Origin of the sequence: Streptomyces sp. NPDC056486 (assembly GCF_042795295.1) — a bacterium.
In the GTDB taxonomy this organism is placed as follows: domain Bacteria; phylum Actinomycetota; class Actinomycetes; order Streptomycetales; family Streptomycetaceae; genus Streptomyces.
This window is the reverse complement of the sequence record NZ_JBHTSF010000088.1, coordinates 1-14,785: the sequence shown is the minus strand read 5'-3', so window position 1 is coordinate 14,785 and position 14,785 is coordinate 1. Positions and strand designations below refer to the sequence as shown.

Here is a 14,785-nt window from a genome sequence, read left to right as displayed (position 1 = left end):
CGTCGGCCGCCCACCCTCGGCCGTCGGTGGGCGGCCGTCGGTGGGCGGTTCGCGGTGGTGGGCGAGAATGGACCCATGGATGTGCTGGCGGAGGTCTTGCGTATTTCGGGTGCGCGTGGGGCGCTCGGAGTCATGCTGAAGGCCGGAGGCACCTGGGGCCTGTGGCTGGACTCCTATCCAGGAGCGGCACTGCACGTGGTGTCCCGCGGCACCATGTGGCTCCACGTCGCAGGCGAGAAACCTCTTCAGGTGCAGGCCGGAGACGCCGTCCTGGTGCCGCCGGGCACCGCACACGGGATAGCCGGCGGCGCCGACGTGACGATGGGCTCCTGCGACCGTGAAGAGGCGGCCCGGGCTTTTGCCGATGGCCGGGCCCTGCGGCTGGGCTCGGCGCCGGTGCAGACGGAAGTGATCGTCCTGCACTACGAGCAGGACCCGGAGGTGCGCACACCGGTGCTGACCTCCCTCGCTCGGCCGATGCACGTCACGGCCCGGGAGAACGCGCAGCTCAGAAGGACCGTCGAGCTTCTCGCTGCTGAGCTCGCACAGCCGCAGATCGGCACCACCGCCGCCATCAACAGCATCGTCGACCTGCTGCTCGTCCAGTTCGTACGCGCCTGGCTTGCCCGCCACCCGCAGGAGCAGTCCGGCTCATGGCTGGGAGCGATGCGTGATCCGGTCGTGCGCGACGCTCTCGCGTGTGTCCACGCCCAACCGGAACACCCCTGGACCACGGAGACCCTGGCCGCCGCGACGAGCGTCTCCCGGGCGACGCTGTCCAGGCGTTTCCGGTCCGCCCTCGGACAGACGCCGGGCGCGTACGTGACGCAGTGGCGCATCGACCTGGCGTCCGTCCGGCTCCGCGATACCGATGAGCCGGTCGAGTCGATCTCCGGCGCGGTCGGATACGGCTCCCCGCACGCTTTCAGCCGTGCCTTCAGACGTGCCCGAGGCACGGCCCCGGGCGAGTACCGTTCTCGACTTCGCAAGTGATGCGGGCAATGAACGCCGGGTGCCCGTCGGGTGCCCGTCGGGTGCCCGACTGGTGCGACGGGTCCGCTAGTGACCGAGCACCGCTCCGTACGCCAGCGGGTCCGAAGAGGTGGGCAGGCCGAGGGAGTTCGGGGTGACGACCGAGCCGCCGGCCTTGGCGCCCGGCAGGTCCCAGACGCCGCCCGCTGAGGAGTTCTCGCCGGGTGCGGCGACGGACAGGTCCGGTACGCCGTCCCCGTTGTGATCACCGAAGGCCAGCGCCCCGCCGAAGAGATCGCCCGCCTGGGCGACGCCCAGGATGTCGGGGGAGTTCTGCTGGAACGCGACCGTTCCCTTGTTCGCCGCGCCCGCCGGGTCGAGCAGGCCCATCTCGCCGCCCTTCAGGACGGTGATGCTGCCCGCCTTGGCCGCGCTGCCGATGGCCTCGCCCGGAGCGCCCGCGATCAGGTCGTCGTGGCCGTCGGCGTCGATGTCCGCCACGGCGAGCGCGTCGCCGAAGCCGTCACCTGTCTCGGCGACGCCGGGCATGCCCGCGGTGTCCTGGTTGAACGTCTGCTGCTCCCAGCCGAAGCTGCCGTTGGCGTCGCCGAAGCGGATGTGGATGCCGCCGCCCTTGGCGAGCTCCTCAGGACCGCACGGGTCGTCGATGTTCTCGTCGGCGATCTCGCGGCAGTTGCCTACGGCGAGGTCGTCGTAGCCGTCGCCGTTGAAGTCGCCGGCGGCGAGGGCGTTCGCGGCGCCGTTGGAGTTGTTCCAGAAGTTGAGCATGGAGCCCTCGTCCTTGTTCCAGCCGTAGAGGCGGAGGTGGGACTGGGTGTAGGGCTGGTTCTTCGTGTAGTAGCCGAGGGCGAGGTCGTGGAGCCCGTCGTTGTTGAAGTCGCCGGTCGTCATGACGGGGGCGCGCCCGCCCATGCGGTCGGACATGAGGGGCTGGGTGTCGGCGGCGAGCGGGTTGAAGTTGGCGACGATCTGGTCCTTGCCGCCGATCGCCAGGTCGACGTCGGTGTCACCGGTGAAGTCGGCGGCGGCCAGCGTGTTTCCGTACGCGTCACCGGACTTCGCACCGCGGGCGGCGGTGTTGGCCACGGCGAAGCCGTCGCCCGTGCCGTAGAGGACGGTGACGGAACCGGCGTCGGTCTTGCCGTCGATGTCCTCGCCGGGAGCGCCGATCACGAGGTCCGCGTACTTGTCGTCGTCCACATGCGCGGCCACGACGGAGCCCCCGAACCGGTCACCGGTCTCCGGGGTGCCGGGCACCTCGACGGTGGCCTGCGTGATGCGCCGCACGCCGTGCGGCCCCGGCCCGTACTTCCCGCCGAACACGACGCTCACGTACCCGGCCTTGGCCTTGCCGCCGACGGTGCCACTGGGCACGCCGACGAAGAGGTCGTCGTAGCCGTCGCCGTCGAAGTCGGCGGCGAGCGGGGCGGGGGCGGGCGCGGCGCTCGCGGTGGCCGCGAAGGGGAGGGTCAGGCCGGTGGCGGCCAGGACGGTGGCTGTGGCGGCGACGGCGAAGGAACGGGAACGGGAACCGGAACGGGTACGGGCGCGCAGGGGCACAGGGAGCTCCAACTCAGGTGTGGACACAGGGAGTCAGCTGCTCGGGATCGCGCAGCTCCACTCTTCAACTGATTCACCTGTGTGACACCCGGGGTTGGGCAAGGGTTGCCCCCGCGCGCACGTGCCGTTCGGTTACAGGGCCCGCTGGAACGCCCGGACCTCGGTGATCACCGCTCCGCACACGTTTCCGTCGGGGTCTCCGTGCAGCTGCAGGATGTCGTACCCCTGCGTACGGAACTCGTAGGTCACCTCGTGCCAGTAGTTCTGCTCGGCGGGGCGGTCGACGAGCTTGGAGAGGGTGCCGAGGTTGAACATGACGCGGGTCGACGTGTCGCCGTTGACCTGAATCCAGAACTTCGCGTCGCTGTTGGGACAGCCGCCGTAGTTGTTGTGCCCGGCGCGCATCTTGACCGTGACGTGGTGGCCCGGGTCGGTCGGCAGTTCCTGCTGGATCTCGCCGACCTGGCCGCCGTTGAGGTTGACGGACTGCGACATGTTGCCGGTGTGGCTGTAGTCCGCGCTGACCACGTCGATGTCGCCGACGGTCACCGCCCAGCCGTCGATGCTCGGGTTGGAGCCCACGGTGATCCAGGCGCGCGCGGTGTACGGGACGAGGAAGCGAGGGTTGGCGACGTACAACTCCCCGCCGAGATCCGCGTAGCGCGCTTCGGACCTGGCCTGGGGACTCGTGGACAGATCCACGGTGTTGCCGTTGGCTGGCATGCTTCTTCTCCTCCGCGGTGGTACCGGGTGAAGCAGGGCGTGCGGCGCCGCACGACATGTCTAGCCGCCGTGCCGCGCACGCCGCCAGCGGGCGATTCGGCCAATGCGCCAGGGCGAAGGTGCGTATGCGCACGGGAGTTCCGGGGGAGAGAGCCGGGCCCGCGACGGGGGGAGTACGCGGGCCCGGCAGTTGAGAGGTTGAGCAGGAGAGAGAGGGAGAACGGCGGGGCTAGTCGGCGAAGTTGGTGCCGAGGCGCGGTGTGCCCGTGGCCGAGATGCCGACCGTGGATGTGTAGACGCCGGAGGTGCCCGCGAGGGTGCCGTCGGGGCGGGAGCCCAGGACGTAGAACGCGCCGTTGAAGCCGTTCTCGCCGGATGCGCCGACGGAGACGTCGCCCCGGCCGTCCGCGTTCAGGTCGTCGATGTGGACGTCGGACCCGAAGAAGTCGTTCTCCTCGTTGGCGTTGGGGATGCCGGGCGAGTTCTGGCTGTACAGGACGGCGCCCTTGGTGGAGAGGCCGGAGCCGTCCGCCGCGCCGTAGATGACCGTGACCGAGCCCGCGTCGTCGACTCCGTCCAGGTTCTCGCCGGGGGTGCCCACGACCAGGTCGAGGTGGCCGTCGCCGTTGACGTCGCCGAGGTCGAGCTCCGCGCCGAAGGAGTCGCCCTTCTCGCTGCCGCCCGGGACGCCTGCCGTGTCCTGGGTGATGGCCTGGCTGTCGCCGTACGGGCCGTTGGCGTTGCCCTTGACGACGTACACCGTGCCGCCCTTGTTGGCGCCGTCGATGCCCTCGTCCCAGGTGAGGCCGATGATGACGTCGCCGTAGCCGTCGCCGTCCGTGTCGCCCACGTCGGTGATGTAGCCCGCGGGCAGCCGCTGGACGCCGCTCGTGGTGACGCCGTTCGCGCTGCCGGGCAGCCAGAGGTTGGCGTTGTAGTCGTTGGCGGTGGAGTAGCCGTCGACGATCAGGTCGTCCTTGCCGTCGCCGTTGACGTCCCCGGAGTGCAGGTTGAAGGCGCCTGCGCCCTCGCCGCTGTGGATGGGCGGGAGCACGGTGTAGCGGCCGCCGGTGGAGCCGCTGCGCTTGATGCCGCCGTCGAAGATGTCGATGGTGGCGGCGCCCGACGAGGCGCCGACGGCGAGATCGTCCTTGCCGTCGCCGTCGAAGTCACCCGCCTGGAGGGGGCCGCCGAACAGGTCGTGCTTGGTGGGGCGCGGGTCCTTGACCGTGGAGCCGCCGGAGAGGCCGCTGGGGGAGCCCCACAGGACCTGGACCGTGCCGCCGTCCACGTCGCTGCCGACGTCCTCGCCGATGGCGCCGACGGCGAGGTCGTCGTAGCCGTCGCTGTCGAAGTCTCCGTACGCGGTGTCGGCGCCGAAGGCGTCGCCCTTCTCGGCGGTGCCGGGCACGCCCGCGCTGTTCTGGCTGTAGGTGACGTGGCGCTGAGTGGCGCCGCCGTACGTGACGACCACCTGGCCCGCGATGCTCTTGCCGCCCACGGCGGCGCGCGGGGCGGAGGTGGCGAGGTCGGCCGTGCCGTCGCCGTTGAAGTCGGCGTCGTCAGGCTGGACGGCGGCGGTGGGCTCAGCCGCGGTCGCCGTGCCGCCGGTGAGGGTGAGGAGTCCGCCTGTGAGCGCGGCGGCGGTCGCCGTGGCCGCCGCGAGGCGGCTGCGTCTGGATCGGGGGAGCGGGGAAGTGCGCTTGTGCTTCGGCATTCCTTGGGTCTCCTGCTGCATGCGGGGATGTCTGGCGGACATCCGCAGTCGATGGGGTGCCGGGCAGGAGGTTCGCCGGTTCGCCGGGTGTTGGCCCTGGCGTCACGTCCTGTTTCGGCGACAGGGAGACCCATGAAGGGGGGTAAGGGTTGTATGCGGGGCGGGAGTTGGTGGTGTTGCGTGCGTTCGGGTTGATTTGCCCCCGGTGCCTGGCCCCCCGGGCCCCCGGACCCCGGCGCCTGGACTTACAGAGCCACAGAGCCACAGAGCCACAGAGCCACAGACCTACAGACTTACGGGGCCCGCACGCGCGCCCTTACGCCCCGTCCCCCAGCGCCAGGAACTCCTGCGTGGAGAACGTCAGTTGAGGCTTGCGGGCGACGAGGTCGGCCTTCACCCCCGGGTACACCCCCACCGTGTCCTCGCCGTCCCCGCGATACGTCCGCAGGACCAGGTCGGCCCGCTTGTCCCCGTTGAAGTCCGCGATGGCGAGGACCTGCGTGGTGCCCTTGGCGGAGGGGGTCACGAGCGCCGACGCGTTCGTGTCGAGGCCCGCCGTACGTCCCCTGAAGACCCGCACCTCACCGGTGCCGCCCCCGTCCCCGCTGCTGCCGCCGCTCAGGATCAGCTCGCTCAGGCCGTCGCCGTCGAGGTCGCCGGTGTCCACGGCCACGTTCTTCGACTCCATGGTGCCGCGCTGCGTGCCGGGCACGTCGTAGCGCAGGGCGACGCCGTTCGGCCCCGCGATGGCCGCGTCGGTCGCCTTGCCCTTGCCGAAGCGCCCGAACGCGATGTCCGTGCCGGCGGGGAAGAGCACCCCGGTCTCGGCGGGGCCCTTCGGGCCGCCCAGGACGAGGGCGCCCGCCGCGGCGCCGGACGCGTTCGCGGCCTTGCGGACGAGGAGGTCGTCGTAGCCGTCGCGGTCCACGTCGGTGGCCTTGCCGGTGACGAGGTCGTTGCCGGGCGCGGCAAGCGGCTTGCCCGCGGCGCGCGGCGCGCCGGTGCGCTTGAACGGGCCGCGCAGGAAGGTGAGCCGGGCGCCGCTCGCGTGCAGGACGAGGTCGTTCGCGCCGTCCCCGTCGAAGTCCCCGCACACCGGCTGGTCGGACCAGTCGTTGCCGATGCGGGACTGCGCGGGCACCTTCACCTTCACGGCCTTGCCCTTCAGGCCCTTGGGCGAGCCGAAGAGGATCTGCAGCGGCACGGGCGGCTGGCCGAGGCCGTCGTAGGGCGGGTCGGTGGAGACGAGCAGATCGGTGAACCCGTCCTTGTCGAGGTCGCAGGACGCCTCCGACTCGAAGGACGCGGGCAACTCGCCCTTGGTCCGCGCCCCGTTGGCCTGAGCGCTCAGCAACTGCCGTGCACCCGGCCGCAGTCCGCTCCTGGATCCGTAGACGACACCGATGCCCGCGTCGTCGCCGTGACCCTGGTGCACGAGGTCGTCCAGTACGAGATCGGGGGCGCCGTCACCGTTGAAGTCGTCGTCGACCTTGCTGCCCTTGCCGCGGGGGACGGGCTGCTGTGCCGCGCTCTTGCCCGCCATGCTGACGGGCCGGTGCCGGGCGTCGGGCTTGTCCGCGTCGTCGCCGCCCCCGCACCCGGCGAGCAGCAGCGCACAGCTGACGGCGGTGGCCGTCCCCACGACACCACCGCGCCGCGTCTGTCTGACGCCACGTATGCCACGTGTTCCGGCACTCCGCATGCCCATCACCCGCCCCGACCGCCCCAACCGACAACAACCAGCACATGATGCCCCCCTTCGGCACGACAGGAAAGGCCGATCCCGCCCCGAGGGCGGAACCGGCCTGAGCGCCTGCGCGTGGCCTACTTCACCGGCTCGGGCTCCGGCTCGTCCGCGGTCTCGGACTCACCGGCGGGGTCCACCGGCGTCTTCACGGATTCGAGCAGCAACTGCGCGACATCCACGACCTGGAGGGTTTCCTTCGCCGCTCCGTCGTTCTTCTTGCCGTTGACCGAGTCGGTCAGCATGACGAGGCAGAACGGGCAGGCGGTCGACACGATGTCGGGGTTGAGGCTGAGCGCCTCGTCGACCCGCTCCGTGTTGATGCGCTTGCCGATCCGCTCCTCCATCCACATCCGCGCGCCACCGGCACCGCAGCAGAAGCCGCGCTCCTTGTGGCGGTGCATCTCCTGCTGACGCAGGCCGGGGACGGCGGACATGATCTCGCGCGGCGGCGTGTAGATCTTGTTGTGCCGGCCCAGGTAGCACGGGTCGTGGTAGGTGATGAGGCCCTCGACGGGCGTCACCGGGATGAGCTTGCCCTCGTCGATGAGGTGCTGGAGCAGCTGCGTGTGGTGGATGACCTCGTAGTCGCCGCCGAGCTGCGGGTACTCGTTGCCGAGCGTGTTGAGGCAGTGCGGGCAGGTCGCGACGATCTTCTTGGCCGTCTTCGGCTTCTTGGTCGCCGGGTCCTCGTCGTCTTCCCCGTACGCCATGTTCAGCATGGCCACGTTCTCCTGGCCGAGCTGCTGGAACAGCGGCTCGTTGCCCAGGCGGCGTGCGGAGTCACCGGTGCACTTCTCGTCGCCGCCCATGATCGCGAACTTGACGCCCGCCATGTTGAGCAGCTCGGCGAAGGCCTTGGTGGTCTTCTTCGCCCGGTCCTCGAGGGAGCCCGCGCAGCCGACCCAGTAGAGGTACTCGACCTCGGTGAGGTCTTCGATGTCCTTGCCGACGACCGGCACCTCGAAGTCGAGCTCCTTGAGCCACTCCAGGCGCTGCTTCTTCGCCAGGCCCCAGGGGTTGCCCTTCTTCTCCAGGTTCTTGAGCATCGTCCCGGCCTCGGACGGGAACGCGCTCTCGATCATCACCTGGTAGCGGCGCATGTCGACGATGTGGTCGATGTGCTCGATGTCCACCGGGCACTGCTCGACGCAGGCGCCGCAGCTGGTGCAGGACCACAGGACGTCGGGGTCGATGACGCCGTTCTCCTCGGCGGTGCCGATGAGGGGGCGCTCGGCCTCCGCGAGAGCGGCGGCGGGCACGTCCGCTAGCTGCTCGGCCGAAGCCTTCTCGTTGCCCTCCATGTCCTTGCCGCCACCGGCGAGCAGGTACGGGGCCTTGGCGTGCGCGTGGTCGCGCAGCGACATGATCAGGAGCTTGGGGGAGAGCGGCTTGCCGGTGTTCCAGGCGGGGCACTGCGACTGGCAGCGGCCGCACTCGGTGCACGTACTGAAGTCGAGGAGCCCCTTCCAGGAGAACTGCTCGACCTGGCTGACGCCGAAGACGTCGTCCTCGCCCGGGTCCTCCCAGTCGATCGGCTTGCCGCTGGACGTCATGGGCTGGAGCTCGCCGAGGGTCGTGGTGCCCTTCGCGTCGCGCTTGAACCAGATGTTCGGGAAGGCGAGGAAGCGGTGCCAGGCGACGCCCATGTTCGTGTTGAGCGCGACGGTGATCATCCAGATGAAGGATGTCGCGATCTTCACCATGGCGAAGAAGTACGTGAGGTTCTGCAGCGTCGAGACGTCCATGCCCCGGAACCACGAGATCACGGGGTACGAGATGAAGAACGACGCCTCGTAGCTGTCCACGTGGTGCTGGGCACCCTCAAGGGCGTGCAGCGTGAAGATGCAGACGCCGACGATGAGGATGACGGCCTCGACGAAGTACGCCTGGCCCTTCTTGGAGCCCGCGAACCGGGACTTGCGGCCCGGCTTGTCGGGGTTGCTCAGCTGCCTGATGACGATCAGCGTCACGATGCCGACGATGGTCATCGTGCCGATGAACTCGACGAACATGTTGTACGGCGCCCACTCGCCGATGATCGGCAGCATCCAGTCGGCCTTGAAGAGCTGGCCGATGGCGTTGACGATGGTCAGGAGCAGCGAGAGGAAGCCCACCGCCACGAACCAGTGCGCGACGCCGACGACGCCCCAGCGGTTCATGCGGGTGTGGCCGAGGAACTCCTTGGCCACGGTGACGGTGCGCTGCACGGGCTGATCGGTGCGGGTACCGGCGGGGACGGGCTGACCGAGCCGCATGTACTGGACGATCTGCACGATGGCACGGCCGAACAGCGCGACGCCGACCGCGATTAGGACCAGCGACACGATGATCGCGGCGAGTTGCATTTAGGGGCTCCTCGGGCCTGCGAGGCGAACTATTACTAAGCGGTAACTTATGCAGTCCGTCTGAGACTACCCACTTACTCAGCCGCACTGTAGCCAGCAGGGCGGTGATCTGCGTCGCTCAGGCAACCCTTGGTGTCGGGGCGCCTCGCAAGGGGCGCCCGAAGGGGCGCGGGGAACGGCGCGACCAGCCACGGCGGACCCGCAGGCGAAGGGCTGGAGTGCACCCGGGGGCCCTCGACTTGCGCGTAAGGCCGGGATAAGAGTTGAGCGCCCCCGACTCAGCTCTGTTGACTCCAGCGAAGCGACCATGCATCCTTGAGTCAGATCCACTCAAGAGTTACATCTGGAGGAACCGAAATGGCACGTGCGGTCGGCATCGACCTGGGCACGACTAACTCTGTCGTCAGCGTTCTTGAAGGCGGCGAGCCCACCGTCATCACCAACGCCGAGGGCGCCAGGACCACGCCGTCCGTCGTCGCCTTCGCGAAGAACGGCGAGGTGCTGGTCGGCGAGGTAGCGAAGCGCCAGGCAGTCACGAACGTCGACAGGACCATCCGTTCGGTCAAGCGCCACATGGGCACTGACTGGAAGGTGGACATCGACGACAAGGGGTTCAACCCCCAGCAGATCTCCGCGTTCATCCTGCAGAAGCTGAAGCGCGACGCCGAGTCGTACCTGGGCGAGAAGGTGGCCGACGCGGTCATCACCGTCCCGGCGTACTTCAACGACTCGGAGCGCCAGGCGACGAAGGAGGCCGGCGAGATCGCGGGCCTGAACGTCCTGCGCATCGTCAACGAGCCGACGGCCGCCGCTCTGGCGTACGGCCTCGACAAGGACGACCAGACGATCCTCGTCTTCGACCTCGGTGGCGGCACCTTCGACGTGTCCCTCCTGGAGATCGGCGACGGCGTCGTCGAGGTGAAGGCCACGAACGGCGACAACCACCTCGGTGGTGACGACTGGGACCAGCGCGTCGTCGACTACCTGGTCAAGCAGTTCAACAACGGCCACGGCGTGGACCTCTCCAAGGACAAGATGGCGCTCCAGCGCCTGCGCGAGGCGGCCGAGAAGGCCAAGATCGAGCTGTCCTCCTCCACGGAGACCTCGATCAACCTGCCGTACATCACGGCGTCCGCCGAGGGCCCGCTGCACCTGGACGAGAAGCTCACGCGCGCCCAGTTCCAGCAGCTCACGTCCGACCTTCTTGAGCGGTGCAAGAACCCGTTCAACAACGTCATCAAGGACGCGGGCATCCAGCTCTCCGAGATCGACCACGTCGTTCTCGTCGGTGGCTCGACCCGTATGCCCGCCGTCGCGGAGCTCGTCAAGGAGCTCACCGGTGGCCAGGACGCCAACAAGGGCGTGAACCCGGACGAGGTCGTCGCCATCGGCGCCGCGCTTCAGGCCGGTGTCCTCAAGGGCGAGGTCAAGGATGTTCTCCTCCTCGACGTGACCCCGCTGTCCCTCGGTATCGAGACCAAGGGAGGGATCATGACCAAGCTCATCGAGCGCAACACCACGATCCCGACCAAGCGCTCCGAGATCTTCACGACGGCCGAGGACAACCAGCCGTCGGTCCAGATCCAGGTTTACCAGGGCGAGCGAGAGATCGCGGCGTACAACAAGAAGCTCGGAATGTTCGAGCTCACCGGTCTGCCGCCCGCCCCGCGCGGTGTCCCGCAGATCGAGGTCGCCTTCGACATCGACGCCAACGGCATCATGCACGTGACGGCCAAGGACCTCGGCACCGGCAAGGAGCAGAAGATGACCGTCACCGGCGGCTCTTCGCTGCCGAAGGACGAGGTCGACCGCATGCGCCAGGAGGCCGAGCAGTACGCGGACGAGGACCACAAGCGCCGCGAGGCCGCCGAGTCCCGCAACCAGGGCGAGCAGCTCGTCTACCAGACGGAGAAGTTCCTCGCGGACAACGCGGACAAGGTCCCCGGTGACGTGAAGACCGAGGTCGAGTCCGCCGTCGAAGAGCTGAAGGAAAAGCTCAAGGGCGAGGACACGGCGGAGATCCGCACGGCCACCGAGAAGGTCGCGGCCGTCTCCCAGAAGCTGGGCCAGGCCATGTACGCGGACGCTCAGGCCGCCGGTGCCGAGGGCGCTGCCCCCGGTCCCGAGGGTGCCGAGGCCCCGAACATGTCCAAGGACAAGGACGACGACGTGGTCGACGCCGAGATCGTCGACGACGAGAAGCCCGGTGACGCGAAGGGCGGCGCCGCATGACCGAGGAGACTCCGGGTTTCGGCGACAACGCCGAGAAGCCCGACGTCCCCTCCGGCGCCACCCCTGATGACGCGGCGCCGCAGGCTGCCGAGCCCTCCACTGAGGAGGGCCCGGCGGCCCCGGCCGGGGACGCAGCAAACAACACATCGGCTCAGTCCGCTCAGTCCGCTCAGGACGTGGGTCTGATCGCGCAGCTGGACCAGGTGCGTACGGCGCTCGGCGAGCGCACGGCGGACCTCCAGCGGCTCCAGGCGGAGTATCAGAACTACCGCCGTCGTGTGGAGCGGGACAAAGTGACGGTCAAGGAGATCGCCGCGGCGAACCTCCTGGGCGAGCTCCTCCCGAGCCTCGACGACATCGGCCGCGCACGTGAGCACGGCGAGCTGGTCGGCGGGTTCAAGTCGGTGGCGGAGGCCCTTGAGACGGTCGTCGCCAAGATGGGCCTCCAGCAGTTCGGCAAGGAGGGCGAGCCCTTCGACCCGACGATCCACGAGGCCCTGATGCACTCGTACGCGCCCGACGTCACCGAGACGACGTGCGTCGCGATCCTGCAGCCCGGGTATCGCATCGGTGAGCGCACCATCCGCCCCGCGCGGGTGGCCGTGGCCGAGCCGCAGCCGGGCGCGCAGACGGTCAAGGGTGATTCCGAGACCGCCGCGTCCACGGACTCCGCCGATGCGGCGGAGGACAAGGAGACCGGTGGCGGCCCGGACGAGGGCTGACGTATCGGAGTTGATGTGAAGCGAGAGGAGGGACGTCGGGGATGAGCACCAAGGACTTCATCGAGAAGGACTACTACAAGGTCCTCGGCGTCCCCAAGGACGCCACCGAAGCCGAGATCAAGAAGGCGTACCGGAAACTCGCCCGCGAGAACCACCCGGACGCCAACACGGGCAACGTGAAGGCCGAAGAGCGCTTCAAGGAGATCTCCGAGGCGAACGACGTCCTCGGGGACCCCAAGAAGCGCAAGGAGTACGACGAAGCGCGTGCTCTCTTCGGCAACGGCGGCTTCAGGGCCGGCCCCGGAGGCGGCGGCACTGGAGGCTCCTTCAACTTCGACCTGGGCGACCTCTTCGGAGGCGGCGCCCCGGGTGGCGGTGGAGCGGGCGGTGCCGGTGCCGGCGGTGGCTTCGGGGGCGGTCTGGGTGACGTCTTCGGGGGCCTGTTCAACCGAGGCGGCACGGGTGCGGGCGGCGCGGGCACGCGTACGCAGCCCCGGCGCGGCCAGGACATCGAGTCCGAGGTCACGCTGAGCTTCACGGAGGCGGTGGACGGGGCCACGGTCCCGCTCCGGATGTCGTCCCAGGCTGCCTGCAAGGCCTGTTCCGGCACCGGCGACAAGAACGGCACACCGCGCGTGTGCCCGACCTGCGTCGGCACGGGCCAGGTCACGCGGGGAGGCGGCGGCGGTTTCTCCCTCACGGACCCCTGCGTGGACTGCAAGGGGCGTGGGCTCATCGCCCAGGACCCGTGCGACGTCTGCAAGGGCTCGGGCCGGGCGAAGTCGTCGCGCACCATGCAGGTGCGGATCCCGGCGGGCGTCAGCGACGGCCAGCGCATCCGCCTGCGCGGCAAGGGCGGCCCGGGCGAACGGGGCGGTCCTGCGGGCGACTTGTACGTGGTCGTGCACGTCGACTCCCACAAGGTCTTCGGCCGCAAGGGCGACAACCTGACGGTGACGGTGCCCGTGACGTTCGCCGAGGCGGCACTGGGCGGCGAGGTGAAGGTCCCCACCTTGGGCGGCCCGCCGGTCACCCTGAAGCTGCCTCCGGGCACGCCCAACGGTCGTACGATGCGGGCGCGGGGCAAGGGCGCGGTCCGTAAGGACGGTTCGCGGGGCGACCTGCTCGTGACGGTGGAGGTCTCCGTACCGACGTCGTTGAGCGACCAGGCGAAGGAAGCCCTGGAGGCTTACCGCAAGGCGACTGCGGACGACGATCCGCGGGCAGAACTGTTCCAGGCCGCGAAGGGAGCATGAGATGGACGGCCGTCGTCGAAATCCGTACCAACTGACCGACGAGACGCCGGTCTACGTCATCTCGGTGGCCGCCCAGCTGAGCGGACTCCACCCGCAGACCCTGCGCCAGTACGACCGCCTCGGCCTGGTCTCCCCGGACCGCACCGCGGGCCGTGGCCGACGCTATTCGGCCCGCGACATCGAACTGCTGCGCACGGTGCAGCAGTTGTCGCAGGAAGAAGGCATCAACCTCGCCGGCATCAAGCGCATCATCGAGCTGGAGAACCAGGTCGCGGCGCTGCAGGCGAGGGTGGTCGAGCTGGCGAGCGCCGTGGAGGGCGCGGCCGCCGCGATGCAGCAGCGCGAGGCGGCCGTCCACGCGTCGTACCGACGGGACTTGGTCCCCTACCAGGACGTGCAGCAGGCGAGCGCGCTGGTGGTGTGGCGCCCGAAGAGATCGTCGGAGCAGTAGCTCTTAGTGGTGAGCAGCTCTTAGTAGTGTGCGTAGGGGCCGGGAGGTGACAACCTCCCGGCCCCTACGCGTACGTGACTGCTGGAGAAAGTGGGGGCGGGGGCCATGGCCATGGTGGGCCTTTTCTGGATCGCCGAGGGCGATGTGTACGTGGGCGCGAAGCCGTCGGGCCTCGCAGCGGGGGTGCGCCTTACGCCGGAGGGCATCGTGGCTCTCGGCGACAAACAGTCGGCGTTCCACCCCTGGGACGAGGTGCGTGCCCTGACGGTCGAGGACGCCCCCGTGAAGTCGCTGAAGTGGCAGGTGGGCGCCTTGGTGGAGGTGGCCCTGACGGCGGGCCTCGGCGGCCTGCACGAAGCCCCGGCGATGACGGTCCGGCTCATGGGGGCGGACTCCGAACAGACGGAACTGACGGCGTACGTAGCAGCGGCGACGGGCTACTCCCGGTCGGAGTACGACCTGTCGTTGACGCTCCTGACCCGCATGACGGAGGGCGAGGCGACCCTGCGCACGACGCTGGCGGCGATGGCGGAGTGGGGCCGGTCCCGGGAGGGCGGCTCGCCCCGGGGCGCGGAGCGGGAGACGCTGCTGCGGCAGTGGGCCGGGGCCGACGCTTAGGGCGGTTGCAGGAAAGTCCCACCCACGGCTACCGGCTCACCGCGCTGACGTGCGGGAACGTGAACGGGCGGTGGGACTTTCGTGCATTCCATCGGCCTCTCGGGAGAGGGAGGCCAGGAGGGCGGCGAGGAGGGAGGCCAGGAGGGAGGCCAGGAGGGCGGCGAGGGGACGCCATCGCCCGCCCGGCAAGGGGCACGCACCACCTCACTCACCCCTCCCGACGGGAGCAACCGTCATACCCACCGACCGGCCCCGCACCGCCTACCGCTCGGCTCAACTGGCGGACGACTACAGCCTGTTCACCCCGCGCGACGCGACCTCCCCCAAGATCTGCCGAGACTTCGTACGCACAGTGCTCCGCACCTTGGTCCGGAGCCGTAGGACCTTGCGGCGAAACGGGCGGCTCCCCCGGCGGACGCGG

The 14,785-nt window shown here is 69.5% G+C and carries 11 protein-coding genes; 6 read left to right on the top strand and 5 right to left on the bottom strand.

Going from position 1 to position 14,785, the window contains the following annotated elements; translation table 11 throughout:
• The first annotated feature begins 75 nt into the window (after nt 1-75).
• Nucleotides 76-993: a cupin domain-containing protein gene (locus ACFQ7F_RS29005; protein ID WP_383276326.1), complete on the top strand. Its 918-nt coding sequence runs from the start codon at nt 76-78 to the stop codon at nt 991-993.
• A gap of 66 nt (nt 994-1,059) precedes the next feature.
• Here the strand turns inward: ACFQ7F_RS29005 and ACFQ7F_RS29000 are convergent, their stop codons facing one another.
• The 5 genes from ACFQ7F_RS29000 to ACFQ7F_RS28980 form a co-directional block, all read right to left on the bottom strand.
• On the bottom strand, nt 1,060-2,553 hold the full coding sequence (locus ACFQ7F_RS29000; RefSeq protein ID WP_383276269.1) for an FG-GAP-like repeat-containing protein: 1,494 nt from the start codon (nt 2,551-2,553) through the stop codon (nt 1,060-1,062).
• 132 nt (nt 2,554-2,685) lie between these two features.
• Complete coding sequence (locus ACFQ7F_RS28995) at nt 2,686-3,276, bottom strand: hypothetical protein (protein ID WP_383276266.1); 591 nt, start codon at nt 3,274-3,276, stop codon at nt 2,686-2,688.
• Between the two features lie 229 nt (nt 3,277-3,505).
• Nucleotides 3,506-4,993, bottom strand: a complete 1,488-nt coding sequence (locus ACFQ7F_RS28990) for an FG-GAP repeat protein (RefSeq protein WP_383276263.1) — start codon at nt 4,991-4,993, stop codon at nt 3,506-3,508.
• Nucleotides 4,994-5,309: 316 nt separating this feature from the next.
• The gene (locus ACFQ7F_RS28985; RefSeq protein ID WP_383276260.1) at nt 5,310-6,635 is read right to left on the bottom strand and encodes an FG-GAP repeat domain-containing protein; all 1,326 of its coding nucleotides are present in this window, start codon (nt 6,633-6,635) and stop codon (nt 5,310-5,312) included.
• A gap of 182 nt (nt 6,636-6,817) precedes the next feature.
• Nucleotides 6,818-9,085 carry a (Fe-S)-binding protein gene (locus tag ACFQ7F_RS28980; RefSeq protein ID WP_383276257.1) on the bottom strand — a complete coding sequence of 756 codons (2,268 nt, stop codon included), beginning with the start codon at nt 9,083-9,085 and terminating at the stop codon, nt 6,818-6,820.
• A gap of 357 nt (nt 9,086-9,442) precedes the next feature.
• On the opposite strand from ACFQ7F_RS28980, the gene dnaK reads away from it, so the two are divergent.
• The 5 genes from dnaK (at nt 9,443) to ACFQ7F_RS28955 (ending at nt 14,364) form a co-directional block, all read left to right on the top strand.
• Nucleotides 9,443-11,317: a molecular chaperone DnaK gene (gene dnaK / locus ACFQ7F_RS28975; RefSeq protein ID WP_383276254.1), complete on the top strand. Its 1,875-nt coding sequence runs from the start codon at nt 9,443-9,445 to the stop codon at nt 11,315-11,317.
• Nucleotides 11,314-12,039, top strand: a complete 726-nt coding sequence (grpE, locus tag ACFQ7F_RS28970; RefSeq protein ID WP_383276251.1) for a nucleotide exchange factor GrpE — start codon at nt 11,314-11,316, stop codon at nt 12,037-12,039. The genes dnaK and grpE overlap by 4 nt, the downstream gene beginning before the upstream one ends.
• 41 nt (nt 12,040-12,080) lie before the next feature.
• On the top strand, nt 12,081-13,295 hold the full coding sequence (gene dnaJ / locus ACFQ7F_RS28965) for a molecular chaperone DnaJ (protein WP_383276248.1): 1,215 nt from the start codon (nt 12,081-12,083) through the stop codon (nt 13,293-13,295).
• 1 nt (nt 13,296) lies between these two features.
• On the top strand, nt 13,297-13,746 hold the full coding sequence (locus ACFQ7F_RS28960) for a heat shock protein transcriptional repressor HspR (protein ID WP_383276245.1): 450 nt from the start codon (nt 13,297-13,299) through the stop codon (nt 13,744-13,746).
• A gap of 105 nt (nt 13,747-13,851) precedes the next feature.
• Complete coding sequence (locus ACFQ7F_RS28955) at nt 13,852-14,364, top strand: hypothetical protein (protein WP_383276242.1); 513 nt, start codon at nt 13,852-13,854, stop codon at nt 14,362-14,364.
• Nucleotides 14,365-14,785: the final 421 nt, after the last annotated feature.